Genomic DNA, 26,576 nt, shown 5'->3' with positions numbered 1-26,576 from the left:
TTTGGCTGCTGTTTGCATAAGTTTACCAATTTATTAAGCTCTTATCGCTGGAAGCGTTTACTTTCACCAAGCCTTTGGCAATCGCTTGTTTTACATCTTGGGTAACGTCACTACAGAAAAATGCAGCATGTGAACCACTCATTGCTGTAAGTTCAACCCATTGGTTTTGATTAGTGTGTTTACAAAGCTGTTGAGCGCCTTCAAGAGCTAACCATACAACTTCGGTCATTCCTTTATCGTCAATTGCATCTTTAGCTTTAGCTAAAAATGGCAAGCTACAACATCCAATGGCCATAATTAGTTTTATTTTTTGTTGTTCTGCACATATTTTGGCTCGACCACTAAGCTGCTCGCCTAATTCTTGTGGACTTAAATTTGCTTGTTCTATGCATAACACCAACTGCTTGTCGCTAATATGACCTAAGTGGAAATCACCTTCTATGTCTTCAATCAATTCTTCAATAAAGCGTTTAATTAGCTCGCGCTGAGCTTTAAAGCCAAGTGTTTGCTGGCTGGCAAGGCTAATGCTCTCTATAGAAAGCATTAATAGAATACGAGCTTGTTGTTTGTTGGACAGTTTGTCACGTAAACATACTAATGGTGCGTCGCTGTTCGCTAGCTGTTGTAGCCCAGTTACCGGGTGGTGATTGAGTTGATGGCTTATGTCGTTAAGCGAAGCGTTTCGACTCAGTAGCTTTTGACGGGTTACTAAGAATAGGAACAGCAGCATGATGCCAAATACGCAAACCAGCACAAGTACCAATTGCTGAAAGTTACTTTGCTGCAAAATAATCGCTTTTTCACGAGTAAGGTCAGATAGCTGCTGGGCTTGCTCTATGTATTGATAGTGTTGTTTAAACTGCTCGCGTTTAAGTTCATTACGAATTTGCTGATACTGCTGATTTAGGCTGTGGTAAACCTTAAACTGCTCTAGTGCTAACGAGTAGTTGCCATTTTTCTCATAGGCTTGGGTAAGCAGCTTATACACTTTACTATGGCTGCTGCTTAGCCCCATGGTGTTAGCCAACTCTTCTGCTTTTTCTAGCTGCAAAATGGCTAAGCCGTTCTCATTATTATTGATGTGTAATTCACCTAACAACAATAAGCTGCGCAGTAATTTGCCAGGTTGATTTAAGCTAATAAAAAGCTGTCGAGAAATTTGTAAGTGAACGAGTGCTGGTGTGTAGTCTGACAACTCCATATAGGTTTTGCCTAGTTGCAGCTCAATGTCCGCTAACAAGGGGAGGTTGTTATTGGCTTTGGCTATTTCTTTAGCATTGAGGTAGTGCACTAGAGCTGCGTCTATATCACCGGCTAGCTCAGACATATTGCCCAAGGTGGCAATCTCTTCGGCTTGTAAATCAAAATTACCTAATTCAACCGCATTGGCAATAGCATCCTGTTGAATTTGTTGGGCTATTGCTAACTCTCCTTGCCCAAGGTATACCCGTGCGATATTGGCTTGTAGCATGCTGGTGAGCAACAGTGCTTCATTACTATTAATGTCTTGTTGGTCCAACTCGGCTTCACTTAAATGGCTAAGTGCCAGTTCAGGTTGACTGTTCGCTAGGTAATAATTAGCGAGTAGTGCCTCGGACCAGGCGCGTAATATTGGGGATTTGCTGGCGTACGCTTCTTCTTTTGCCTTAAGTAGGTAGGTTTTTGCTTCGTTGCTTTTACCTTGGTTTAGATGATAAAGCGCCAATACTTTTTGAAGTTGAAAGCGCATGTTAGGCAATGGGAAGATTTTGAGTTTATCTAAATTAGTTTGTGCCAGATTGAGGTAAGTTTCTGTTTCACTTGCTCGGTTAGGATCATTGCTCAACACTAATGCGGCAATGATGTAGGCTTGAGTTAAGTGAGCTTGATGTTGCTGTTGTTTCGCTAGCTCGATAGCTTGATCAATGTATTGCTGAGCCTGTCGGGTATCTTTGATTCGATAGGCGCATAGCGCACCTAGTTGATAACTTAGTAAGGTAACGCTTTGCGACTCTGCATTTTGAGGGGATTGTTGCTGATTGCTTAGTTGCTGCTCGGTTTGCCTTATACATTCTCGAGGATTGGCAATCAGTAGCTGGCGGAGTGGCTCTAGTGCTTTGGGTACATGAACAAAACCGTGCTCGTAAGCAGAACTATTGAAGCTTACTAAGCACGTAATTAAGGCCAACAATCCAGTTAAATAAGCTTGAACTCTCAAGAAATAATTACCTTTTATTGGCGTAATAAACGCCAGTTACCTAATTTTTCGTCAACCTTAGGGTCATTAGAGCGCATAGGGTTTATGTCTAACCCTCCGCGGCGGGTATAACGAGCATATATAGTTAAGGTACTGGGTTTACAAAACTGCATAATGTCACAAAAGATCCGCTCGACACACTGCTCATGAAACTCGTTGTGTTGACGAAAAGATACCAAATAACGAAGTAGTGCTTCTTGGTTTATTTTCGGACCTTGATAATCGATGTAAACGCTGGCCCAATCTGGCTGATTAGTGATTAGGCAGTTTGATTTTAATAGATGGCTATTTAGCGTTTCATTGACTACTTGCTGCGGGTCGGCTGCATTTTCTAAAAGGTTAGGGTCTAGCTCATAGTTGCTAATGCTAATTTCTTGTTGGTCAATATTAACGCCGGGAATTGGCCTTGAGTCTATTTCACTGGAGATCGGTAACAGTTTTACTTCAACATTACCTTCAGCACAATGTTGTAAATCTTTCTGAAGGGTTGCAGCAACCTCATTAAAGTTTTTAAAGTGGCTTTGGTTAAAGCTATTTAAGTATAACTTAAATGATTTTGACTCGATTAAGCAGCGCGAACTAGCCGCCACTTTAACCTCGGCTACTGCTACAACGGGCAAACCCGATGGGGTTAACCAAGATAGCTCATACAAGTTCCACAAGTCGTAGCCGGTAAAAGGCAAGGCTTGGCTTTCATCCAAATTTATTTGCTGGCGATTTAAGGTTCGAGGTACGCCTTGTAATAACTCGGGAGAGTAGTGACTAATGTAATCGGTAGGCTTACCGAGGCTCAAACTGTCTTTTAACTGTTGCGAAGTGTTTAAAGGCTGCTTTTTCATGGTGTTGTTACATGGAATTAGTTAGGCTTAGTCTATCTTAATTCTTAGTGAAACACATCCATGAGCAGCGTCATATCACAACCATTATCTCTCGTTTTTAATAAGTTTGAACAGCATTGGCAAAGCAGCGCCTATCCGAAGGTTGAGTATGATGAGCAATGGTTGTCTCCTTGCATTATTGGAGAGCCAGAGCAACAAGAGGTGAGTTGGAAACCGGTGTTACGTGAGGATAAAGGAGATTTCTCTGGCATTGAGCGTGCCTTAGAAATAACTTTACACCCTAGTATTAAAGCATTTTACGGTGATTACTTCTCTGAAACCCTAGCGGTGTACTTTCAAAACAATCGCATTGAGTTGGTTCAAGCCTGGAATGAACAAGACTTTGAGATGCTACTTGAGAACATCATCGGCCATGTATTAATGCAACGTCGCTTGAAGCAAAAAGAAACGGTGTTTATTGCTAGTACAGAAGACGAGATGCAAGTCGTTAGCATCGATAATGATTCCGGAGAGGTTGTATTGGAGCAATTAGGAAAAGGAATTGACCGAGTACTGGCAAAAACACTGGATGAGTTTGTTGCAAAATTTGAGCTGTGTGACTGAAGCCAATTAACCTTCGCGGTTGAATTTTGTTGGAGATAAAATCGTTTTGGGTGCGATAAGGAGTGCGTAGGCTAGCCTACTTTAAGCATTCACTTATTAACTAAGAATAAGCATAACCATAACCAAAAGCTTAAAACGACTTTAGCCAAACCCTTCGGTTGCACTTGTGGCACTTTCTACTACATTATCGGCTACTTTTTCTGGTTCAAAGCCTCCAATTTGTATAAACAACCGCAAATTGCTGCAAAGAGTTGCTCGAAAGAGCAACAAACTTTAGCGCTTAAAATCCCAAGAAATATTGGACACTAAACGGCAGGTGTCACATTTGAAGTCAAAAATATCATGAACGGTGTTTTCTAATAGCCAATCGCCTCTGCAATTTGGGCAGCATCGTTCTTTTTCTGTTTCAAGGCTTTCGCCACCAACCCTATAGAGATACAAATAAGTCGGTACTTTACTTAAGTATTCCAAACGTTTAGTTAGGTCTGAGCCTCTGCGATAAAGGCGACTAGTGATATCACTCATCTCTTTTAATGCAGAATGTTCTAATATGCTGCCATTCATTTGCAGTTGGTCGCAGGCTGACCAATCTTCTTGCCACTTAATTAGCTGCTTGTGGTCGCCATTGGCAACTGCGGGCAAATGATAAAGCGGAATGGGGGTAAAATGGTCACCACAGCGAACTGGAGAACAACTTTGCAGATAATTAGTATACAAGACCTGCCAGCTAGGTGTTTCGCAAGTATCACTGTCATCTGAGTTGATGTCTCGGCCAAGGTTTTTAAGTTTTGGGCTGAGTAAACCTGCCTCACTTAATGCTAGTTTGGCGCGTTTTACTTGCTTACTTTGAAAACTGTCTAATAGGCTATTTTCTTCGGGACAAACAACTCGCACAGAAAAAGTGGCGTCTTTTAATATAACAGGAAATTCGCGGCCAATGATTTGCCCATTATAACGCCAACAATCTAACAGAAGGTTTATCGCTTTTTCGGCGCGGGTAATGGTTGTGTCGGTATAGCATTCAAAGTTTACTTCGCTTAAGTACATGGCTAGTTCTTCGCTTCTAGTTGCTCGATGCGTTGCAATAGTAGCTGGATTTGGCTTTCTAGCTCCATAACGCGTTGTTCAATAGCCTTTGGTGCCTTTTTAACCGGAGGCGCTTCAGCCACAAGATTCTCAACGATAGAGGGATCTTTCTTAAAAGCATTTAGCGCTGCAATTACCGTAGGCATTGGTAGCCTTGTGGTGAGCTTACTTTTTACTAAAGCAAGGGTAGGTTGTTTGTTTTCGTCCAATAAGGCTTTTATCGCGATCAATGCAATTTGCTGAGACATAACTAATCTTTAGTGGTGTTTAGGTGATTGATACAGTTTAATCAACTGCGTAATGGATAGCTGCAGAGCTTCTGAGTTATTGGGGTCACGAAGCTGGGCTAATACAAAACTACGTAAGCTTGGAATGAATACTAAATCAACGAAAATCTGTTGAAACAGCTCTGGGTCGTTTTGGTCCGCAATCGTTTCTAAGAAATATTTGAGTAAGTGGGGGTCACTTAAGGATTGCCACAACCTTCCTGCCACCGCGATAAAGCTATGAATCGAGTTTGCATTTGCAAGCTGTTGCTTAATCGCTTGATGGGTAAGCGGCTTAACAGAAGCCCCGGCTAAAGCTCGAAGATACAAACTTGCAAGCTCTTCATTGCTTAACAATTGCTGCTGATGCAAAGATGCAATTACATGACTAAGCTGCTGATCTAACTTAGCATGTTCTAGTAATTCTAGGGTTTTGTTGGCAACTTCTAGTGGCAGATGTGGGAAGGCTTGGCTAAGCAGTTTACTATTATCATCTCTATCTAACCTTGCCACTAAATCTGCAATGCCTTGCAGTGCTAGGTTCTGCCAATTTTCCCATTCACCATCGTTTTGCAAATAGCGACGAACAGCCAAGTAATGCTCCGATGGCGCTAATTGAGAATCTCTTTTATATAAGGCATTAAAAAAAGCGAGCTTTTCTTCAATGGGTTTATAGATATATTGATTGTTGGCTAATGCCTGTTGTTGCTCTTCACTCGGTTTAAGATTTAGTTCTTGCCCTAGTGCTTCAATAACCAGTTGGATGAACTGATCGCGCGCAGCAAGATTGATAAAACCTTGCTCGTTAACAGGTAATTGCAAAAACCATATATAAGGTGTTGTAGATTGTTGTTTTTGCCAAAAACAAACTGCAAATCTAGCGTGTTGTTGAATGGGGGCAGGGTAGGGCTGCTTTGCTACTTCCATTTGGTAGAAGTCTTGGTTACTGATGTGATGGATCTGTCGACCCATTTCATACACCCGTAGGTCACTGCCCGAAGCCTGAAGAATTTCGCTTAATGTGCTTAGTTTATTCATTGTTACTGTTCGATCCACAACATTTGGCGTCAGTATCCACATTTATAGAGGAGAGGGCAATTATCTCAGTTTGGTAGGTAATGTTAGAGTGGAATGTTACACTGCGATTTTTGCTTTAATGAATACGATGCCGCAACAAATCATGTCATTGCTTTTGGAACTTGAGCAGTGCTTAAAACAAACTAATAGTTGGCAAAACACCCTACCAAGTAACGAACTACTTGCTAGTACTCAGCCATTTTGTATCGACACCTTAAGTTTGCCGCAATGGTTACAGTTTATTTTTATCCCTAAAATGCGTGAACTCATTGAACTCGGTGCACCGTTACCTCAAAAAGTTGAGATAAGCCCTTATGCAGAAGAGGCGGTAAAGCAATTGGCATTTGACGCTAAGCCCTTGCTGGCCATTATAAAAACAATCGATGAGATAAGTAATGACTGACGACTCCAAGCTTAATGAAGAGATTGTTGAAGCTATTCCTGAACAACTTCAGATCTTGTTTGAAGATGACCATTATGTAGCGGTATATAAACCGGTTGGATTGTTAGTTCACCGAAGTTGGATAGCTAAAGAAGCCACCCAATTTGCTTTACAGATTTTGCGTGATCAAATTGGCCAATATGTTTACCCAGTGCACCGGCTAGACAGACCAACCAGTGGTGTACTTATCATGGCTAAGTCATCCGAAGCTGCCCGCAGGCTTTCCGAACAATTTGCTGCACAACATATAGATAAGCAATATCTTGCTTTGGTTAGAGGTTATATAGAGGGGGAACACCAGCTAGATTATCCGTTGAAGGAAAAGCTAGATAAAATGGTGGATGCTAAGGCACAGCAGGATAAACCTGCCCAGTCAGCCCTTACTTTTTACACTGGATTACAAAAAGCAGAGTTACCTTATCCTTCAGGTAAATTTGCAACTTCTCGATATAGTTTGGTGTCACTTAAACCTAAAACTGGAAGAAAGCACCAATTGCGCCGTCACATGCATCACCTAAGTCATCATATTATCGGTGACACCACTTACGGCGATGGTCGTCACAACCGCTTATTTCGTGAGCTGGGGCTACCTGGGCTTTGGTTGTTTTCTAAACAATTAATCTTTGTTCATCCTTATACTGACAACGAAATCATCATTGATTGCCCCTTGCCCGAGCGCTGGAAACAGTTATTTAAGCGAATGTCTTGGAAATAGTTCCCTTTTTATTGGTGATCTGCGTCACACTTGTGAAAGGTAATTGGAACTTTGAAAAGGCTTTCATGGTCGTGAAAAAAAATTACTTTTTTTAGGTCTTAACCTTAAATATTAGTTCAAATTTTGTTTTTTTTTAGTAATTAACCTACTGAAAGCCTTTTCTTTGTGATTGAAAGCATTTTCATAGCTTTTCTTATGGTTATTTGATGATGTGATCCATACCTTGTTTTCACCCCTGAAACCCTTGTTTTCAAGCGATTTTCAGAAAAATCATTCTGTGAGCTAGTTCAAAGTTGTCTGGAAATAGGCTCCCTATAATCCATCTCAGTTAGCGGATATAAGCACACTTACAAATGCACCGCTGGCTCTTACTAAATAAGGTAAGGGACTTAGTAGTTCTAAAGGAAAAGGAAAGGATTATGAAACTGAAAACACTTGCTGTTGCAGTTACTGCGGCAACAATTTCTTCAAGCGCATTCGCTCTTGATTTCAACGGTTACTTCCGTGCTGGCTTCGGCTTAAACGCTGATGGTGGTTCACAGTACTGTTATGGTGATGGTGGCCCTAACGCTCACGTTGTTGGTCGTTTAGGTGATGAGTGTGATACATACGCAGAGTTAGCATTGAGCCAAAACGTTGTAGAACGTAACACTGGTGAAAAGTTCTCTATTCACACTTTAGTTGCTTACGGTACTCAAGAAGGTAACACTGACCAACGTGGTAACTCTTGGCAAGGTGTAGGTGACCCAGAGAACCCATGGTCTGGCCAACGTCTATCTTTCCGTGAAGCTTACGCTAAGTACACTATGGCTAGCGGCACAGAAATCTGGGCTGGTAACCGTTACTACGGTCGTAAAGATGTACACATCAACGACTGGTACTACGTAAACGGTTCTGGTTACGGTGCTGGTGTTGATAGCATTGACCTAGGCTTCGCTCGTTTGGGTGTAGCTGTACGCCATAACAAATGGCATGATGTAGGTGGTGACTCTAGCCAACCTTTCACTTCAACTCCTCAATTAGACGTTCGTTTAAGTGGTATTGATATCGGTTTAGGTTCTATCGACCTAATCGCAATGGGTGGCAAAGCTAACCTAAGCGATGCTCAAGAAGAAGCTCAAACTGATGGCAGCTACAACGACAAAACTGGTGTTCAGTTAACTGCTGAGTGGGCTGTTGGTCTACCAGGTGGTTTCAACAAGTTAGTTGCTCAGTACTCTACTGAAGGCTACGGTTGGTCTGGTTACGGTATGAACAACCACTTAGGTGATTCATACAACATCGGTGGTGGCGGTGACTTAGGTCGTAAATCATGGCGTATCATTGACCACGGTGTGGTTAAATTTGGTAGCAATGTAGATATGGGTTGGTCTGCTTTTTACTCGCAACTTGATCAAGATGACGCGGGTGACAACAACAAGAGCGATGGTACTCGTTACGGCGTAACAATACGTCCTCGTTACTTGTGGAACAACACCATGAGCACAATCCTTGAAGCTGCATACTACAATGCAGAAGACCCATGGATGAGCGAAAGTGCTGACCTTAACAAGGTTGCATTAGCTCAAGCTTGGTCTCCTCTTCAAGAGAAAGGTGGTTTCTGGGCACGTCCTGAAATCCGTATCTTCGTAGCGAAGTTCGGTGGCGACATGGCTCAAGAGAAAAATGACCTTATGTACGGCGCTCAAGTTGAAGCTTGGTGGTAAACACTGCTTTTTAACTTAAATAGTTAGAACGCTAGTCAAGACCCTTAAAATAGAATATTTTAAGGGTCTTTTAGTTTTGAGGAGGTAGTAATGAGAACGAAACTTGGTGTAGTAGTTCTAACTTCAATGATAGGTTTGACAGCGTGTAGCTCTGGCTCAGATAGCTCTATGCTAAGCGGGGGCGCCGATACTCGGTACCTATACGCCGATACCCTTGTTACAGGGCGTACATTAGACTCGGCACCAGTTTGTTGTAATAGTTTTCAAGATATCAGCTATAAAGCCACTAGTTATAACTACCAAGCTGAAGAAGCGATAGACCAAAATCGTCAAGCATTTCAGTTCAATACGGGAAAAAGTTTTATATTGGCTTATAAGTTGCCTGATCTGGGCGAAGACATTCCTATTACGCTAGAAGCGCAAATTGGTGAAACTGTTTTTGCTCCCACAGTTGCTTTATTAAATGAGAATTTTGAAGTATTAAGAGTATTGCCCGCTGATTTTTTTAAGTATGTAGAGGCTAAACACTTTAAGCCCAATATGTTAGCGGCTACTTTTAAGATCCGCTTGGCGTCGGGCTTACCAGAAGAGCGTGAACGCTACATGATTGTATATACGACAGATCAATCATTGAGCGATGAGACTCAAATTGTGCACCCAGCTAGGACATATGCTAAAGCTCAGGCTAAAGCTGATCCAGGTCTACCTGATCCACTAATTCCACATTCCGCTATGGGAATGGTGAATATGACATTCAACTCTGCCAACTCTTCGGTTTTTTCTGATCAAGCATGGTTTGGTGGGAAAAAAGAAGAGCCTCTTCCTTCTCCCTCTAGTCAGGGAACCGTGGCAGCAGCAAGCTCCGCTGGAGCAGCAGTGGCCGTTTCATCAACAAGTTCAAGTGGCTCTGATAATAGAACACTTAAAAAAGCGATGCTTCCCGAAACAGAGGCTTTTTACAACAAGTTAATTGAAGACATGGTTAACAATGACGAAGTAGAAAAAGCGCTTAAGTTGGTAGAAGAAGCAGAATATGCAGGCTCACGCTCAGCAAGAAATACTTTTATTGAAGCAGTGAAAAACAAATAACACTTCTTTTAGTTTGATATAAAGCCAGCGTTAAGCTGGCTTTTTTGTTGCCCGATATTCGGTAGAAACAGGTGGGCTTAGTTATTGTGGCCTTAGCATAACTTCTTGTGCGGTGAGTAGGGTGGGGAAAGGCTTATCTGGGGTCAGTCAAAAAGGCAGTTCGCATAATTCTTTGCGTTAATCAGTGTTGCTATTTTACGAGTCTTATCGATGAGAGCATTAGGGGGGGTAGTGAAGGTGAGTGACTCACTTACTTACTAGCATAAAAAAGCCCTCTTTATGAGGGCTAAAAATAGGCATTTTTATTATTTGGTGTTTACCACCAAGCTTCGGCTTGGAAACCAAAGGTTACTTCATCTTTCGAGCTAGAGTCACGAGAGATGTATTGGTCTGATTTTGCGTAAGTTGCAAATGCACGAAGTGCTGGACGTGCAAATACATTTGGACCAGCTTGCCACTGCTGGGCAATAGTTACTTTAGCTAGTTTGTTATCTTCGCTACCATTAGCTTTAGCTGCATCTTGGAATTCAACTACATCGTAGCCTAGGTCTAAGATAGTAGATAGGTTATTGCTCCAGTTGTACTGAGGACGAACACCAACAGTGAACAAGGTAGAGCCTTTGTTATCATCTTTATCGTAGTTTTCGTAGTTAACTACGTAAGACATAGCTGTTGATTCGCCTAAATCAACCACACCCCAGTTTAGTAAGCGGTACCAGCTGCCTTCATTGCTGTCGGTGCGGTAAACCGGATCATCACCTTCGTCAGCCATATTTTCGTAGCCAAACCCGCGAAGTTGACCACTTGCGCCGATACCTGCCATAGCGTCTGTTGCGTAAGATACAGAGAACTTGTTAAAGCCACCAAAGAAATCACCTTGAGTGTGCTCAGCCATCACGAACACGCCGTTGTCTTTTTGGTTTTCGATGTTGAAATCTTGGTCAGCCGCTTCAGAGTACATGCCGTAAATACCTACTAAGCTCAACTCGCCGTTTGAGTTAGTAGAAATGCCGTCTAGGCGTAAATCTAAGTTGTTACCAGAGAAATCAGCCATAGTTTGGCCAGAGCCGGCAATGTTGGCATCAAATAATGCTTCAGAAGTATTACGAACCCATGCAGCAGAAAGCTTAGCAAAGCCTACATCGATATTTTCGATACCAGCACCTGCACCAGCATTTGCTAAGTAGTAGTAATCAATTTGGTGAACGTCACGACGTTGGTAAAAACGCTTACCAGCCCAAAGGTTTGAACCTTCGAAAGATTCAACCATGTTTTGGCCAGAAACGTACATTTCGCGCACTGCAGAAGGGCTTTCTTCCCAATCGTTACGTTGGTCCACAGAGTGAGCAAGTAGGGTATGTACACCCATTGCTTTGTTGCCTTCTTCATACAAAGGCGCAGATAATGCGATTTCAGCATAGGTTTCACATTCGTTACCCAAACGGTGCTTATATGGTGAGCCGTCGGCTTGGAAGCACATTTGCTCGCCGCCTGAACCGGTAGCGCCAATTCCTGAACGCATGTAACCGTTAAATTCTGGTGTTGCGGCAATTGCTTGAGTTGACATCGCGGCTGATGCTACTGCGATCGAAAGTGTTTTTAATTTCATTACATAAACCTTATGTGTATTAATTTCCAAATTTGGACATAAATAAGCACCCTGTTCTGTAAATTCCAATTCCTGTGGAACATTATGTCGAAAGTATTGTCTCAGTAGTTTTGTGGTTTGTCGTGTGAGGAAACTCACAGTTGCGGTGTGAAAACCCTTTCTTGTGCTTTTTTGGGTTTATTTGCTGGTTTTTTATTCTTTTTTTTGTTGGGTTTGCGGTTTTATATTCTTTTTATTAGGGTGTTGGGGGAAGCTAATAGCTTGTTGATTTACAGGGAGGTAGAAGGAGAATAAAACGAAATAGTTACTCGATGTGGCATTTTTATCTGAATTGAAATTAAGTGTTACAAAGTGTTACAAAAAGTGAGGTTTAACTTGTGCCAAATCGCATTTTTCTATTCCGTACCCGCCTAAACTAAGGCCCTGAAATCGTAAGAAAACGAATTTAGCGGCAACATCAAAATAATTATATTTAAGCCGCTTAAAAATTGGCCTTTTGAAGGAAAATGGCTAAGGCTTTATTTAGTTTACTATCAGCCCCTAGGAGCTCACTATGTTTAAAAATTTGTTTGCGCAAGCGCAAAAGGTAGGTAAAGCACTGATGCTACCCGTATCAGTTCTACCTGTTGCGGGTATCTTGCTTGGTGTAGGTGCAGCCGACTTTAGTTGGATGCCTTCTATTATTTCGCAGTTAATGATGAATGCTGGTGACGCAGTATTCGGCAACATGGCGCTACTATTCGCCGTTGGTGTTGCTTTAGGTTTTACCAACAATGATGGTGTAGCCGCGTTAGCCGCAATTGTAGGCTTTGCGATTATGAGCGCCACCATTAGCGTAATGGCTGGTCTTGAGTTTAACAGTGTTGTTGCAAAGCTACCTGAGCTTGGAGAGGCATTAAACCCTTCTCATTTAGACATCGTGAACTCCATATTTGGTAGCAGTCAAGAGGGCTTAACGGTTGTTGACCAAGGGCTGTTAGACCGCTTAAACGATGCTATTTCTAAAACATTCTCAACTGGTGTTCTAGGTGGTATCTTAGCCGGTGGTGTAGCGGGTTGGACTTTTAACCGCTTCTTCCGCATTCAGTTACCTGCTTACTTGGGCTTCTTCGCGGGCAAGCGAAGTGTGCCAATTATCACTGGTTTCTTAGCTATATTCCTAGGCGTTATTCTTTCAATTATTTGGCCGCCAATCGGTAATGGCATTGCTGTGTTCTCTCACTGGGCTGCTGAGCAAAACCCAACGCTTGCCTTTGGTATTTACGGTGTGGTTGAGCGCTCACTAATTCCATTTGGATTGCACCACGTTTGGAATGTTCCATTCTTCTTCGAAGCTGGATCTTGTGTTAGTGCGACTGGCGAACAACTAAACGGCGTATTAACTTGTTACTTGTCTGCAGATGAAGCGTCTCGTACAGCGAGTACTTCAGGTTTTGGTCAATTAGCTGGTGGCTACATGTTTAAGATGTACGGCCTACCTGCTGCTGCTATTGCAATTTGGCATGCTGCTAAACCTGAGAACCGCGCTAAAGTTGGCGGTATCATGATCTCGGCTGCGCTTACTTCATTCCTAACTGGTATTACCGAACCAATTGAATTTGCGTTCTTGTTTGTTGCTCCGGTACTTTACGTAATTCACGCTTTATTAGCTGGTTTGGCTTTCGTAATTACCAATACTTTAGGTATGGTACACGGCACCTCATTCTCTCACGGTTTAATTGACTTCATTGTACTATCGAGCAATGCACAGAAAATGTGGTTGTTCCCTGTAATTGGTTTGGGTTACGCAGCGGTTTACTACACAGTGTTCCGTGTGGTTATTGCCAAATTAGACCTTAAAACTCCAGGCCGTGAAGACGAAGAAGATACAGTTGCTACAGCGGCGGTTTCTGAAGACGAAATGTCTAAGAACCTAGTAGAAGCGTTTGGCGGAAAAGCTAACATTGTTAGCCTAGATGCTTGTATCACTCGCTTACGCATTCAGGTTAAGTCGGTAGAATCTGTTGACCAACCAAAGCTCAAGAGCTTAGGTGCAGCAGGTGTAGTAGTTGCTGGTCAAGGTGTTCAAGCTATCTTTGGTACTAAGTCAGACAACTTGAAAACTGATATGGAAGCTTACCTAGCAACCGTTTAAGGTTTAGTGTAAGTGTTAAAAAAAGGAGGCTTACGCCTCCTTTTTTGTATCTGTTTTTAGCTTTATAAACGTTCTAGTTTAGCCTCAATTTCAGCAATTTTGTTCGATACTACTTTTTCTAAGTGTCTTAACTCAGAAAGCACTTGTTGTTTGGTATCCTTTTCTTGTTGGTCTCTGCGAGTAATTTTATCCAGTTCTTCTACGATAAATCGAAGGTTAGCATTTATTTCAGTAGTATCTTTGTAAGTGCCGCGACCACCATCAATGAGTACCGTTTTTTTCTGCCTTGGATATTTGAATTTTACACTGCGGGTGAGAAAGTCACCTTTTTCCTTATGGAAGTAAATCTTGAGCGTATCAGAATTGGCTTCTTGGCGGAGGCTGTAACGTTCAATGTCGCTTGGGTTGGTAATGCCAATACTTTTTAGATTTTTGTACATAAAATTTCCTTCATAACGAATTGTCATTCTATTGCTAGAAACAGTCGCCGCCGCATTGTTCTGCAGAGCCTGTATATTGCAGCATAGCTCATTACGCGTAGAAGGAGTGTGAACTAGTGGGCTTTTTATGTGGAGGAATTAAAGAGGGAAAGTAGGCTCAAGCTACCGCAGTAACTTGAGCCGTTTTAGCTTAGTTATGTGCGTGTAGCTCTTCGTTTAAGGCAATCGCCGTTTTGTTGGTTAAACATTCGATTGCGCCAGTAAGGCTATTACGGCGGAATAGCAGATCTGATTTACCTGCAAGCTCACGGGCTTTAATGGTGCCTGCTTGTTGCTTGTTTTCGTCTATTAGCACCACTTTGGTACCTGAGGTAATGTACAGGCCAGACTCAATGGTACAGCGGTCTCCTAGTGGGATGCCAGTACCAGCGTTTGCCCCAATTAGCGATTCTTCACCTACTGCGATAACAATGTTACCACCGCCTGACAGGGTACCCATGGTTGAACAACCACCACCTAAATCAGAGCCTTTACCTACAAATACTCCAGCAGAGATACGGCCTTCGATCATGCTAGTGCCTGCAGTACCTGCATTAAAGTTACAGAAACCTTCGTGCATAATGGTAGTGCCTTCGCCGATGTAAGCACCTAGACGCACCCGTGAAGTTGCCGCAATACGCACGCCACTTGGTACCACGTAGTCAGCCATTTTCGGAAACTTATCTACAGAAGTAACCTGTAGTAGTTCACCTTTAGCACGCGCTTCTAACTGGCGAGCTGGTAACTCGGCTAGATCAATAGCACCCTGGTTAGTCCACGCTACGTTAGGAAGTACCGCAAAAATGCCACTTAAATCGGTACCGTGAGGTTTAACTAAGCGGTGAGAGAGTAGGTGCAGTTTAAGGTAAGCTTCTGGTGTTGAAGCAGCTGCATCATCTTGGCTTAGTAAACATAAAACGCGAGGCTGTTTGCTGCCTAATAAAGCGTTAAGCGCTGTTACTTGCGCTGTTAAACCTAGAGCTTCAGCATTGGCGATTAAGATGTTTAATGCTGCATCGTCTAGTTCAATGTCTTGTTTGCCGTTGTTGTAATCTAAACCTTTAGTTAGGCCTGATACTTCTGCTTCGCTTGGGTTTAAAACCGGAGCAGGGTAAAAAACTTCTAGCCATTGGCCATTTGCGTTTTTACTTCCCACACCAACGGCGTAACTAAAAAAGTCTTTAGACATGATTGTCTCCAAAATAGTGGTTGAGCTTGCTAAATATTATTGTTTGAGTGCTTGTTCCAGAATGCTCTTAAGCTGCTGCTTTTGCTCTGGACTTAGCTTTTCACGTTCACAGTTACTAATACTGAAGAAATCTTCTGCTTTCTCACCAATGGTGGTGACTTTAGCTGCGTGAATCGTGTAATTAAAGGATTGAAATACGGCGCTAATTTTAGCCAATAAACCAGGCTTATCCAAGGCGACAACCTCAATCAAGGTTCGATTGCCTTTAGTGGGCAAAAACTCTACACGAGGCGCGATAGAGAACTGCTGCACTTGGCGTGGCACACGGCGCTGTTTCAAATCAATTGGCGCAGCAACATGGAGCTTTTCGGCCAATGTTTGTTGCAGCAAAATACCGCGCTCTAGTGAGAGAGGTTCGCCCTCGTGATCGAGCACCACAAAGGTATCAAGTACAAAACCATCACGGCTCGACATGATCTGCGCATCATGAATATTCAAATTCTTTTGATCTAGTTCAGCGGCAACTGATGCGAATAAATGCGGTATATCTTGGCAATGGATAAATATCTCTGTGCCCCCGCGAGTTGCGCGCCGACTAACCAATACTAAAGGCTGGTCTTCGCTGTGGCCCCACAAGTGGTCGCTGTGCCAAGCAATTTGCTGAGGAGTGTGGCGCAGAAAGTAATCGGCCCTAAAACGCTGCCATAAGCCGCGTACTTGCTCTTCTGAATAGCCTTTAAGTTCTAATTGCTGAATGGCTTTCTTCTGCTTATCTCTAATCACCCCACGAATATCGACAGGATTTTCCAAGCCTCTTCGTAAGGCTTTTTGTGTCGAATTATAAAGTTCGCTTAATAAGGTTCGCTTCCAGCTGTTCCAGGTGTCGTCATTGGTTGCGCAAATATCAGCTACCGTTAAACAAAGCAACATGTCTAGGTGGCGCTGATCACGTACAACCTTAGCAAACTCGGTAATCACTTCAGGATCATAAATATCGCGGCGTTGAGCGGTTACCGACATCAATAAGTGGTGCTTAACTAGCCACGCTACGGTACGAGCGGAGGGTTTACTAAAACCATGAGCCAAACAGAACTCTTCGGCATCTACCGCACCCAAGGTTGAGTGATCGCCTTTGCGTCCTTTAGCAATATCATGAAAAATTGCTGCTAAAGCCAATAAATCAGGTCGTTCTAAACGCGGGTATACTTGGCAACAAAGAGGGTGAACCTCTTTGGTTTTTTCATCATTAAACGAATGAATTTTGTTAATCAGGCGATGGGTATGTTCATCAACTGTGAAAGCGTGGAACAAATCAAATTGCATCTGACCAACAATGCGGCTCCAAGCAGGGAAATAGGTTGATAAAACCCCATAGCGGTGCATTAAGGTCAGTGGTAACCCAGTCACGTTAGGATGCTTAATAAGGCGTCTAAAGTAGCGGCGACACTCTGGTATATCTTGCAACCAATGGGTTAGCCTGCGTCTCGCTTCGCGCAACTGGCGCAAGGTTGCTGAGTAAATACCGGTAATCTTCGGATTATCGGCAATGTGTAAAAACATCACCAAAATTTGTTCAGGTTGTTCTAAAAATAGCTGGCCATTAGCGCTATCAATTAGGTTGCCACGTAGCATGAAGTTTTCATCGACTGGCTGAACATCCATGGCGGTGTTACCAAGGATCGCTTCATCGAAGAGCTGCAGTAGCATTTCATTTAATTCAGAAATTCGACGCACCGTTTGGAAGAAGTGCTTCATTAAACGCTCAACGGGCGCATTGTGCTCACCGCTATAACCCAGTGATTGAGCTACTGCTAACTGGCGGTCAAATAACAAACGATCATCACTTTTAGGCAAGTGAATATGCAGCGCAAAGCGTACTCGCCACAAAAAATCTCGACAATCTTGCAGTTCTCTGCACTCTGCTAAAGTAAGGAAGTTTTGTTTAGTGAGTTCATCTAAGTCGCTACTGCCAAAATGGCGGCCGGCTACCCAACAAATCGTTTGAATATCACGTAAGCCACCAGGGTTAGCTTTAATATCTGGTTCTAAGGAATACGCATTACCTTTGTATTGGCGGTGACGACTTAGTTGCTCATCCTTTTTGGCGCGGAAAAAAGCTTCGCTAGGCCAAAAACTGTCGGCGCAAACGGCCATACAGAGCTCTTGATACAGTGCTTTATCACCAAACAGTAAACGTGACTCTTGTAAGTTGGTGGCAATGGTAATGTCTTCTAAACCTAGCTCTAAACACACTTTGAGCGTGCGTACACTTTGGCCTACATCTAAGCGTATATCCCACAGTAAGGTAATAAACGCTGATATTTTTTCTGCTATTGCTGGTTTTACTTGCTCTCGAGTGAGAATAAGAATGTCGATATCTGAACGAGGGTGAAGTTCACCACGGCCATAACCACCTACGGCAAGCAACGAGAGCTCTGGGTGATCGGCTAAACCAAAATGCTTCCACAAACAGTTAAGTAACAAGTCCATTTGTTGAGAGCGCAACTGCACTAACTCAACGACATGCACGCCCTGATTGAACTGATCGGCTAAGTACTCTTGCAGTTCGTCTAGATATCGCTTACTACTTTTAAGCGATATCTCTTCTACGCAGGGCAAAGGCGGTGCTGCTAACGTCGTTTCCATGACTATACCTCTAAGACCCGTTGGTTAGTGTTTAATAATACGTGGTAAGTCTTCTTCGTCACGAAGTGTTAACACTTCAACACCGTCATTAGTGACTAACAGCGTGTGCTCCCACTGAGCAGAGTTTTTGCCGTCATTGGTGCGCGCTGTCCAGCCATCTTCTTCGTCAACCCAGTTGCCTTTTTTGCCTTGGTTGATCATCGGTTCAATGGTAAAGCACATGCCTGCTTTTAATACCGTTCGGTCGTTGTTGCGGTAATGCATGATTTGTGGATCTTCATGGAAACCTTCACCAATACCGTGGCCACAAAAATTATCGACAATGCCGTAGCGATAGTTGCCTTTTTTCAAGTATTTTTGAATTGCATTACCTATGTCGCTGACTTTATTGCCAGGTTTTACCACTTTAATGGCTTGGTAGAGCGCTTGCTGAGTCACGCGACATAACAGTTTATCGGCAGGTGAGGCATTACCCACTAAAAACATTTTGGAGGTATCGCCGTGATAACCGTCTTTTATTACGGTGATATCGATGTTGATTACATCGCCATCTTGCAAAATATGGGTACTAGATGGAATGCCATGACATACCACATCGTTTACCGAGGTACAGATTGATTTAGGAAAGCCATGGTAATCTAGTGGCGCAGGAATAGCCCCTTGCTCGTTTACTATGTAGTCATGGCAGCGTTGATTAAGTTCATCGGTGCTAACGCCAACCTTCACATAAGGGGCGATCATGGTGAGAACGTCTGCCGCTAGGCGACCAGCAACGCGCATCTTTTCAATTTGTTCTGGGGTTTTTATTACTATGCTCATGAGTACTAATAGTTGAGTGTTTACCTTGGTTTTGCCGCTAGTTTACCGTAAGGGCGAGGGGAGTTGTAGTAGCTAGAAAAATTAACGAAAAGTTTAGCCTTAGCTTTATCAATATCGCTATTTATGGTATAAAGCGCGCCGTAAGTCATTACTCTAGTTTTCGAATTAGCGTGGATGCTTACATAAATTAAATATTTATATTTTAAACACACACACACATCGTCACGTTTTCCGGGGTGCTGGGCAATTTGGTCTGGTCGGTAAAATGGGATGTGTGGAGGCCTAACCCCATTTGAGGAAATTATAATGGCAAACGTTTCAATGCGCGATATGCTTCAAGCAGGCGTACACTTTGGTCACCAAACTCGTTACTGGAACCCAAAAATGAAGCCTTTCATTTTTGGTGCTCGTAACAAAGTTCATATCATTAACTTAGAAAAAACTGTACCTATGTTTAATGATGCAATGTCTGTTCTTAAGAAAGTTGCATCTAAGAAAGGTAAAGTTCTTTTTGTTGGTACTAAGCGCGCTGCTGGTGACACCATCAAAACTGAAGCACTTCGTTCAGATCAATTCTACGTTAACCACCGTTGGTTAGGTGGTATGTTGACTAACTGGAAAACAGTTCGTCAATCTATCAAGCGTCTAAAAGATCTAGAAGCTCAAAGCCAAGACGGTACTTTCGAAAAGCTAACCAAAAAAGAGGCGCTTATGCGTACTCGCGAAATGGAAAAGCTTGAGAAAAGCCTTGGCGGTATCAAAAACATGGGCGGTTTACCAGACGTATTGTTTGTAATCGATGCTGAACACGAGCACATCGCTATTCGCGAAGCAAACAACCTAGGTATCCCAGTTATCTCTGTAGTTGATACTAACTCTGCACCAGACGGTGTTGATTACATCATTCCTGGTAACGACGATGCTATCCGTGCAATTAAATTGTACCTTGGCGCAGCTGCTGATACTGTTATCGAAGGTCGTCAAGACGACATCGTAGTACAAGCTGAAGAAGATGGTTTCGTAGAGGAAGCTGCTGAGTAATTAAATGCAATAAACAGCATTTATACTGAGTAAGCTTGATGATTAGCAGGGGACAAGCTTGTCCCCTGAGTTTTATCCGATAAACAGTCGAGGATCAAACAAATGGCAATTACTGCTGCCCTAGTAAAAGAACTGCGCGACCGTACCGGCGCAGGCATGATGGATTGTAAAAAAGCGTTGACTGAAACTGATGGTGACATCGAGTTAGCGATTGATAATATGCGTAAGAGCGGTGCTGCTAAAGCGGCTAAAAAAGCGGGCAACATTGCAGCTGACGGCGCGATTATTATTAAAGAAGGCGCTGGTTTTGCAGCCCTACTAGAAGTTAACTGTCAAACTGACTTTGTAGCTAAAGATGGCAACTTTACAGCGTTCGCTGAAAAAGTAGCTGAAGCTGCAGCTGCAGAAAAAACTGACATCGAAACTTTGAAAGCAAACTTCGAAGAAGAGCGTGTTCAACTGGTTGCTAAAATCGGTGAAAACATCTCAATTCGTCGCGTTGAGTACTTAGACGGTGCTCCAATTGCTTCTTACCGTCACGGTGAGCGTATTGGTGTTGCTGTAACTGGTGAAGCTGATGTTGAAACTCTTAAGCACGTTGCAATGCACGTTGCTGCTTCTAAGCCAGAGTTTTTATCTCCTGAAGACGTACCAGCCGACGTTGTAGAAAAAGAGAAAAAGCTACAAATCGAAATTGCTATGAACGAAGGCAAACCAGCTGAGATCGCCGAGAAAATGGTGACTGGCCGTATGAAGAAATTCACCGGTGAAATCTCATTAACTGGCCAAGCGTTCATCATGGAGCCTAAGAAAACTGTTGGTGCTATCTTGAAAGAGAAAGGTGCTTCTGTTGCTGGTTTCATTCGCCTAGAAGTTGGCGAAGGCATTGAGAAGAAAGAAGAAGATTTTGCTGCAGAAGTTGCTGCGCAAATCGCTGCAGCTAAAAAGTAATTTTAGTTGTTCTTCAGGTTGCGGTATCATGCCGCAACCTTCTTGTATTTCTAGATAAGAGAGATCATCATCGCTATGAGCACCAATCCTAAACCTGCATATCGTCGCATTCTTTTAAAACTTTCAGGTGAAGCCCTAATGGGTGATGAAGGTTTTGGTATTGACCCTAAAGTATTGGACCGTATGGCTCTTGAAATTAAAGAGTTAGTAGAATTAGGTATCCAAGTTGGGCTAGTTATTGGTGGTGGTAACCTGTTTCGAGGCGAAGGCCTTGCAAAAGCAGGTATGAACCGTGTAGTGGGCGACCACATGGGCATGCTAGCAACCGTGATGAACGGCTTAGCTATGCGTGATGCATTACATAGAAATTTTGTGAACGCGCGCTTGATGTCGGCCATTGAGCTAAATGGCGTGTGTGATTCTTACAACTGGGCAGATGCTATTAGCAACCTGAAAGCCGGTAAAGTTGTTATTTTCTCAGCGGGTACGGGTAATCCTTTCTTCACAACAGACTCTGCAGCGTGTTTACGTGGCATTGAGATTGAAGCTGAAGCAGTGCTTAAAGGCACTAAAGTAGACGGCGTATTTACTGCCGACCCTGTAAAAGACCCTGCAGCCACTTTATACAGTGAGCTGGATTACGCTGAAGTACTAGACAAAGAATTAAAAGTGATGGATTTAGCCGCATTCACTTTAGCGCGAGACCATAACTTGCCAATTCGTGTATTTAACATGAACAAACCTGGCAGTTTAAAGAATGTTGTTATGGGCGCAGATGAAGGCACCACTATCTGTCACGTATCAAATAAAACAGAAACAGAGTAGGGATAGTTATCGTGATTAACGAAATCAAACAAGATGCTCAAACACGCATGGGTAAAAGCATTGAGTCTTTGAAGTCTCAAATGTCTAAGGTTCGTACAGGCCGCGCCCACACAAGTCTACTAGACGGGATTATGGTGCCATATTACGGTGTAGATACGCCGTTAAAGCAAGTTGGTAATGTATCAACTGAAGACTCGCGCACGCTAACCGTAACCGTTTTTGATGCTAGCCTAATTAGCGCAGTAGAAAAAGCCATTATGAGTTCAGATTTGGGCCTAAACCCTTCTTCTGCTGGTACGCTAATTCGCATTCCATTACCAATGCTAACCGAAGAGCGTCGTCGCGACTTAATTAAGATTGTTCGCGCGGAAGCAGAACAAGCTCGTGTGGCTATTCGTAACATTCGCCGTGATGCCAACAGCGATGTAAAAGAACTACTAAAAGAAAAAGAAATTGGTGAAGATGATGATCGTCGTGCACAAGACGAAATTCAAAAAATCACTGATGCAGCAGTTAAGCAAGTTGATGAAGCCTTAGCCGCAAAAGAAGCTGAATTGCTGGAAGTTTAATCGATTCAACGATTGAAAATAGCCGTGTCTTGTTACACGGTTTTTTTTTGTAAGTAAGAGTAGTGAATTATGACCTTACCTGAAGCGCAGCAGTTAGCCGTGAAAGATGCTATGCCAAAGCATGTTGCCATCATTATGGATGGCAACGGGCGCTGGGCTCAGCAACGTGGTAAATTGCGCATGTTTGGCCATCAAGCAGGGGTGAAGTCTGTAAGACGGGCTGTAAGTTTTGCCACCCAACTTGGCGTAAAGTCATTAACCTTGTTTGCCTTTAGCAGCGAGAACTGGCGACGCCCAGAAGAAGAAGTGTCAAGCTTAATGAACTTGTTTTTGACAGTTTTGCAACGAGAAGTTAAAAAACTGAAAAACAATAATGTACAACTAAGAATAATTGGTGATACTTCTCGCTTTAGCGAAAAATTGCAAAAGCGTATTGCCATTGCTCAAAATGAAACTGCCACAAACGATGGTTTGGTGCTAAATATTGCGGCTAACTATGGCGGTCGTTGGGACATTGTAAACGCTAGCAAACAACTTGCAGAGCAAGTTAAGAAAGGACACTTAGATGCACAAGATATTAGCGAAGAGCATATCTCGGCATTAATGGACAGTGATACGGTTGGCGATGTGGATTTGTTAATCCGTACCGGTGGCGATCACCGAATTAGTAACTTTTTGCTATGGCAAACCGCTTATGCAGAGCTTTACTTTAGTGATGTGTTGTGGCCAGACTTTGACGAAGATGCATTTGGCGAGGCCATTGCTGCATTTGTTAGCCGCGAGCGTCGCTTTGGTTGTACTGGGGAACAGGTACAAGCTTTGTTGATAGATAATCAAAAAAATGAGGATCATTTTGCTTAAGCAAAGAATCATAACGGCGCTGATATTAGCGCCTTTGGCCCTAGCTGCAATTTTCATGTTACCACTGTTTGGCTTAGCGCTGGTGTTTGCATTAGTGCTGGTGTTAGCAGCCAGAGAGTGGGCTAGAGTGGTGTCTGACCAAGGTTCAAAGCGTTTGAGCTTTTTTGTTGTTTTTTCTTTGGTTTTTGGGTTTAGCTTGTGGCAACTCCCGCTAGACAGTTTGGCACATTCAATTTGGTTTAGCGCCATGCTGGGCCTTGCTGTAGCTGCGTGGCTAAGTAGTTTGTATTTGCTCTCCAGCTATCCTCATTCGGCGACGTTTTGGCACAACAGCAGCATTTTTAAGCTGTTAGTTGGGTTGGTAGTGCTACTTCCATTCTTTTGGTCTTTAGTCTTTTTACGTTCAGTAGACCCGAACAATCCAGCCGTTGGTGGTGCTTGGGTGCTTTACGTATTACTGCTAGTTTGGGCCGCAGATACCGGGGCATACTTCGCCGGTAAACGTTTTGGTAAACGTAAGTTGGCTAAAAATGTTAGCCCGAAGAAAACCATTGAAGGTTTGCTAGGTGGCTTTGCGGTTGCAGCGTTGGTTACTTTGGGCGCATTTATCTTTTTAGATATACCACAAGGCAAAGAGTGGGTATTGGTGATAGCCAGTGGATTTACCGTTTTAGCCTCGGTAGTGGGTGATTTGGTTGAAAGCATGTTCAAGCGTCAAGCCGGAATAAAAGACAGTGGTAGTTTGCTTCCTGGCCATGGCGGCCTGCTTGATCGCATTGACAGCATGACTGCAGCGATGCCGGTATTCGCTTTTTTCTTCCTTCATTGGATGTAGCCCTTGATGAGCAAGCAATTGGTTATTCTTGGCGCAACCGGCTCGATTGGTAGTAGCACCCTTAAAGTTATCCGCGAAAACCCTGAGAGCTTTGCTTTGTTTGGTGTGACTGGTGGAAAAAACCTAAGCGCTATGTTGGATATTTGTCGTGAGTTTTCACCTCAATATGCATTAATGGCCGACGAACCTAGTAATCAAAAATTACGTGAAGCGATTAAAGCGGAGTCTCTTAAAGTAGAGGTGCCTAGCGGCAGCAACGCCATTGCTGAGATGGTTAAGGCCACTGAAGTTGAATTGGTGATGGCTGCAATTGTTGGCGCTGCTGGTTTATTACCTACGTTAGCTGCTGTAGAGGCTGGCAAAACGGTGCTGCTGGCTAATAAAGAAGCCTTGGTAATGAGCGGCGCTATCTTTATGGAAGCGGCGCAAAGAAGCGGTGCTCAAATTCTACCAGTCGATAGTGAACATAATGCGATATTCCAATGTATGCCGGAACAAGTCCAACAGCAGCTTGGTTATTGTAATTTGTCTGAGGCTGGCGTAAGTAAAATTTTGCTTACCGGTTCTGGCGGGCCTTTTAGATACGTTGAGTTGGCTAGCTTGTCCTCGGTAACCCCAGCGCAAGCTTGCGCACATCCAAATTGGTCGATGGGGCAAAAGATCTCAGTAGATTCAGCCACCATGATGAATAAAGGTTTAGAGTATATTGAAGCAAAGCGCTTGTTTAATACTCAACCTAATCAGATAGATGTAATCATTCATCCCCAGTCCATTATTCACTCCATGGTGCAGTACTGTGATGGGTCAGTGTTGGCGCAAATGGGCCAACCGGATATGGCTACACCAATCGCCCATGTGATGGCATACCCACAACGGCAGGTTTCTGGGGTAGAGGCTTTGGATTTCTTCAGCATTGGTGAATTGAGCTTTATTCCACCTGATTACGCCAAATACCCTTGTTTGAAATTGGCTATCGATGCCTGTTATGACAGCCAAACTGCTACGACTTGCTTAAATGCGGCGAACGAAATCGCCGTAGAAGCATTTTTGGCAGAGCGGATAAAATTCACCCAGATTGCTGAAGTTGTCGCCACTTGCTTGGATAAACAGAGTTATATGGGCGCCGAAACTGAACTTTCAGTTTTACTAGAGGTCGACCAAAGGGCGCGAATGCATGCTGATGCAGCGGTTAAAAGGATCTGTGCATGAACGAAGTGATTTGGAATACCAGCTTTTTTATTATTGCCCTAGGCATTTTGGTAACGGTGCATGAGTTTGGCCACTTTTGGGTTGCCCGTCGTTGTGGCGTTAAAGTAGAGCGTTTCTCAATAGGTTTTGGTAAAGCGCTTTGGCGCAAGACGGCTAAAGATGGTACTGAGTATGTGGTGGCAATGATCCCGCTTGGTGGCTACGTAAAAATGCTCGATGAACGAGTTGCCGAAGTGCCTGCCGAGCTTCGCTCTCAAGCCTTTAATAATAAAACATTGGGTCAGCGCAGTGCGGTTGTCGCGGCTGGTCCTATTGCTAACTTCTTGTTGGCTATATTAGCTTTCTGGCTGATGTTTGTTATTGGCGTTCCTTCGGTCAAACCGGTTCTAGGTGGCGTTGCACCTAACAGCATTGCTGAGCAAGCTGGTCTTCGTTCGGGTCACGAGATTATCATGATTGACGGCCAGAAAACGCTGGATTGGGAAAGCGTTAACTTAGCCTTGGTTAGCCAGCTTGGTAATGAGTCGATCGCCGTGGAAGTACAAGACACCGAAACCCAACAAACTCAAATGGCTTATTTGGACATTCGTGAGTGGCAGTTGGACAGTGAGCAGCAAAGCCCGATTATTAGTTTAGGCCTACAACCATTCAGCCCAAGCATCTCGATGAACGTTGCCAAGGTAGTTGCTGGTAAACCTGCCGCAGAGGCCGGTTTGTTAGAAGGCGATAAGCTGGTAGCACTAGATGGCGTTAATCTCGCGTCTTGGCAAGATTTTGTTACTTATGTTCAAGCTAGGCCGCATCAGGCAATTGTTGTTGATGTGGAGCGTGCTGGTAGCCAAGTACAGCTAACCATGACTCCTGAGGCCAGAGAATACCAAGGGAAAGAAAGCGGCTATGTGGGTTTAGCACCTGAAGTATCTGAGTTCCCAGAAAAGTATAGAATTGATTTGCATTACGGTTTTTTTGATGCGTTTGGCAAATCTCTCGAACGAACTTGGCATTTAAGCAAATTGACCGTATCTATGATCGGTAAATTGGTGACAGGCGTGGTTTCATTAGATAACCTTAGCGGTCCAATATCTATCGCTAAAGGTGCTGGAGCTACCGCCGACTACGGCTTGGTTTATTTTTTAGGTTTTGTTGCCTTGGTGAGTATTAACTTAGGCATTATTAATTTGTTTCCCTTGCCAGTGCTAGATGGTGGCCACCTAGTATTTTTTGCCATTGAGGGCATAACTGGTAAACCCGTGTCAGAGCGTGTGCAGGAAATTGGATTTAGGATTGGTGCAGTGTTAGTGATGGCTTTGATGAGTCTTGCTATTTTTAATGATTTTATGCGCTTATAAC

General features: G+C 43.3%; 24 protein-coding genes. 14 read left to right on the top strand and 10 right to left on the bottom strand.

The window, feature by feature from the left end; genetic code table 11:
- Nucleotides 1–22: 22 nt before the first annotated feature.
- Entirely contained in the window at nucleotides 23–2,197 is a 2,175-nt protein-coding gene (locus OV592_RS13905) for a tetratricopeptide repeat protein (protein ID WP_406608994.1), read from the bottom strand.
- A 14-nt stretch (nucleotides 2,198–2,211) separates the two neighbouring features.
- Nucleotides 2,212–3,075, bottom strand: a complete 864-nt coding sequence (gene queF / locus OV592_RS13900) for an NADPH-dependent 7-cyano-7-deazaguanine reductase QueF (RefSeq protein WP_406608993.1) — start codon at nucleotides 3,073–3,075, stop codon at nucleotides 2,212–2,214.
- A 60-nt stretch (nucleotides 3,076–3,135) separates the two neighbouring features.
- Between queF and syd the strand changes: the two genes are divergently transcribed.
- Nucleotides 3,136–3,678: a SecY-interacting protein gene (syd, locus tag OV592_RS13895; RefSeq protein WP_406608992.1), complete on the top strand. Its 543-nt coding sequence runs from the start codon at nucleotides 3,136–3,138 to the stop codon at nucleotides 3,676–3,678.
- Nucleotides 3,679–3,951: 273 nt separating this feature from the next.
- Here the strand turns inward: syd and OV592_RS13890 are convergent, their stop codons facing one another.
- The 3 genes from OV592_RS13890 to OV592_RS13880 are packed head-to-tail and all read right to left on the bottom strand — an operon-like array spanning nucleotide 3,952 to nucleotide 6,068.
- Nucleotides 3,952–4,725: a Zn-ribbon-containing protein gene (locus OV592_RS13890; protein ID WP_406608991.1), complete on the bottom strand. Its 774-nt coding sequence runs from the start codon at nucleotides 4,723–4,725 to the stop codon at nucleotides 3,952–3,954.
- Between the two features lie 2 nt (nucleotides 4,726–4,727).
- Nucleotides 4,728–5,012: a hypothetical protein gene (locus OV592_RS13885; RefSeq protein ID WP_406608990.1), complete on the bottom strand. Its 285-nt coding sequence runs from the start codon at nucleotides 5,010–5,012 to the stop codon at nucleotides 4,728–4,730.
- Between the two features lie 9 nt (nucleotides 5,013–5,021).
- Nucleotides 5,022–6,068, bottom strand: coding sequence for a DUF3549 family protein (locus OV592_RS13880; RefSeq protein ID WP_406608989.1), 1,047 nt, complete (start codon nucleotides 6,066–6,068; stop codon nucleotides 5,022–5,024).
- 127 nt (nucleotides 6,069–6,195) lie between these two features.
- Between OV592_RS13880 and OV592_RS13875 the strand changes: the two genes are divergently transcribed.
- The 4 genes from OV592_RS13875 to OV592_RS13860 all read left to right on the top strand — a co-directional run bounded on the left by OV592_RS13875 (nucleotide 6,196) and on the right by OV592_RS13860 (nucleotide 10,059).
- The gene (locus tag OV592_RS13875) at nucleotides 6,196–6,510 is read left to right on the top strand and encodes a YqcC family protein (protein WP_406608988.1); all 315 of its coding nucleotides are present in this window, start codon (nucleotides 6,196–6,198) and stop codon (nucleotides 6,508–6,510) included.
- Nucleotides 6,503–7,264 (top strand): tRNA pseudouridine(65) synthase TruC, encoded by a 762-nt coding sequence (gene truC / locus OV592_RS13870; RefSeq protein ID WP_406608987.1) that lies wholly within the window; start codon nucleotides 6,503–6,505, stop codon nucleotides 7,262–7,264. Before OV592_RS13875 ends, truC begins: the two co-directional genes overlap by 8 nt.
- Nucleotides 7,265–7,683: 419 nt before the next feature.
- Nucleotides 7,684–8,970, top strand: coding sequence for a carbohydrate porin (locus tag OV592_RS13865; protein ID WP_406608986.1), 1,287 nt, complete (start codon nucleotides 7,684–7,686; stop codon nucleotides 8,968–8,970).
- Nucleotides 8,971–9,060: 90 nt separating this feature from the next.
- A complete protein-coding gene (locus tag OV592_RS13860; protein WP_406608985.1) occupies nucleotides 9,061–10,059 on the top strand; it encodes a MalM family protein in 999 nt (332 codons plus the stop codon).
- Nucleotides 10,060–10,375: 316 nt separating this feature from the next.
- Here the strand turns inward: OV592_RS13860 and lamB are convergent, their stop codons facing one another.
- Complete coding sequence (lamB, locus tag OV592_RS13855) at nucleotides 10,376–11,668, bottom strand: maltoporin LamB (RefSeq protein ID WP_040307021.1); 1,293 nt, start codon at nucleotides 11,666–11,668, stop codon at nucleotides 10,376–10,378.
- A 553-nt stretch (nucleotides 11,669–12,221) separates the two neighbouring features.
- On the opposite strand from lamB, the gene ptsG reads away from it, so the two are divergent.
- A complete protein-coding gene (ptsG, locus tag OV592_RS13850) occupies nucleotides 12,222–13,802 on the top strand; it encodes a PTS glucose transporter subunit IIBC (RefSeq protein WP_406608984.1) in 1,581 nt (526 codons plus the stop codon).
- A 62-nt stretch (nucleotides 13,803–13,864) separates the two neighbouring features.
- Here ptsG and OV592_RS13845 read toward each other — a convergent pair whose 3' ends face one another.
- The 4 genes from OV592_RS13845 to map all read right to left on the bottom strand — a co-directional run bounded on the left by OV592_RS13845 (nucleotide 13,865) and on the right by map (nucleotide 18,935).
- On the bottom strand, nucleotides 13,865–14,242 hold the full coding sequence (locus OV592_RS13845; RefSeq protein ID WP_016401191.1) for a DUF3461 family protein: 378 nt from the start codon (nucleotides 14,240–14,242) through the stop codon (nucleotides 13,865–13,867).
- Nucleotides 14,243–14,432: 190 nt separating this feature from the next.
- Nucleotides 14,433–15,470, bottom strand: a complete 1,038-nt coding sequence (dapD, locus tag OV592_RS13840) for a 2,3,4,5-tetrahydropyridine-2,6-dicarboxylate N-succinyltransferase (RefSeq protein ID WP_406608983.1) — start codon at nucleotides 15,468–15,470, stop codon at nucleotides 14,433–14,435.
- Nucleotides 15,471–15,506: 36 nt separating this feature from the next.
- A complete protein-coding gene (glnD, locus tag OV592_RS13835; RefSeq protein WP_406608982.1) occupies nucleotides 15,507–18,116 on the bottom strand; it encodes a bifunctional uridylyltransferase/uridylyl-removing protein GlnD in 2,610 nt (869 codons plus the stop codon).
- A gap of 24 nt (nucleotides 18,117–18,140) precedes the next feature.
- Nucleotides 18,141–18,935 carry a type I methionyl aminopeptidase gene (map, locus tag OV592_RS13830; protein ID WP_406608981.1) on the bottom strand — a complete coding sequence of 265 codons (795 nt, stop codon included), beginning with the start codon at nucleotides 18,933–18,935 and terminating at the stop codon, nucleotides 18,141–18,143.
- A gap of 306 nt (nucleotides 18,936–19,241) precedes the next feature.
- Between map and rpsB the strand changes: the two genes are divergently transcribed.
- The 8 genes from rpsB to rseP all read left to right on the top strand — a co-directional run bounded on the left by rpsB (nucleotide 19,242) and on the right by rseP (nucleotide 26,575).
- Nucleotides 19,242–19,976, top strand: coding sequence for a 30S ribosomal protein S2 (rpsB, locus tag OV592_RS13825; RefSeq protein WP_016401186.1), 735 nt, complete (start codon nucleotides 19,242–19,244; stop codon nucleotides 19,974–19,976).
- 102 nt (nucleotides 19,977–20,078) lie between these two features.
- On the top strand, nucleotides 20,079–20,927 hold the full coding sequence (tsf, locus tag OV592_RS13820) for a translation elongation factor Ts (protein ID WP_016401185.1): 849 nt from the start codon (nucleotides 20,079–20,081) through the stop codon (nucleotides 20,925–20,927).
- Nucleotides 20,928–21,002: 75 nt separating this feature from the next.
- Nucleotides 21,003–21,752, top strand: a complete 750-nt coding sequence (pyrH, locus tag OV592_RS13815) for a UMP kinase (protein WP_040307020.1) — start codon at nucleotides 21,003–21,005, stop codon at nucleotides 21,750–21,752.
- A gap of 11 nt (nucleotides 21,753–21,763) precedes the next feature.
- A complete protein-coding gene (frr, locus tag OV592_RS13810; RefSeq protein WP_016401183.1) occupies nucleotides 21,764–22,321 on the top strand; it encodes a ribosome recycling factor in 558 nt (185 codons plus the stop codon).
- Nucleotides 22,322–22,390: 69 nt separating this feature from the next.
- A complete protein-coding gene (gene uppS / locus OV592_RS13805; RefSeq protein ID WP_016401182.1) occupies nucleotides 22,391–23,182 on the top strand; it encodes a polyprenyl diphosphate synthase in 792 nt (263 codons plus the stop codon).
- Nucleotides 23,175–24,017 carry a phosphatidate cytidylyltransferase gene (locus tag OV592_RS13800; RefSeq protein ID WP_406608980.1) on the top strand — a complete coding sequence of 281 codons (843 nt, stop codon included), beginning with the start codon at nucleotides 23,175–23,177 and terminating at the stop codon, nucleotides 24,015–24,017. Before uppS ends, OV592_RS13800 begins: the two co-directional genes overlap by 8 nt.
- Before the next feature lie 6 nt (nucleotides 24,018–24,023).
- A complete protein-coding gene (gene ispC, locus OV592_RS13795; RefSeq protein ID WP_406608979.1) occupies nucleotides 24,024–25,226 on the top strand; it encodes a 1-deoxy-D-xylulose-5-phosphate reductoisomerase in 1,203 nt (400 codons plus the stop codon).
- Complete coding sequence (rseP, locus tag OV592_RS13790) at nucleotides 25,223–26,575, top strand: sigma E protease regulator RseP (RefSeq protein WP_406608978.1); 1,353 nt, start codon at nucleotides 25,223–25,225, stop codon at nucleotides 26,573–26,575. The genes ispC and rseP overlap by 4 nt, the downstream gene beginning before the upstream one ends.
- The last annotated feature ends 1 nt before the right edge of the window (nucleotide 26,576 follow it).

Source organism: Agarivorans sp. JK6 (assembly GCF_045277145.1).
In the GTDB taxonomy this organism is placed as follows: Bacteria; Pseudomonadota; Gammaproteobacteria; order Enterobacterales; family Celerinatantimonadaceae; genus Agarivorans; species Agarivorans albus.
This window is presented reverse-complemented; position numbering and strand designations above follow the sequence as displayed.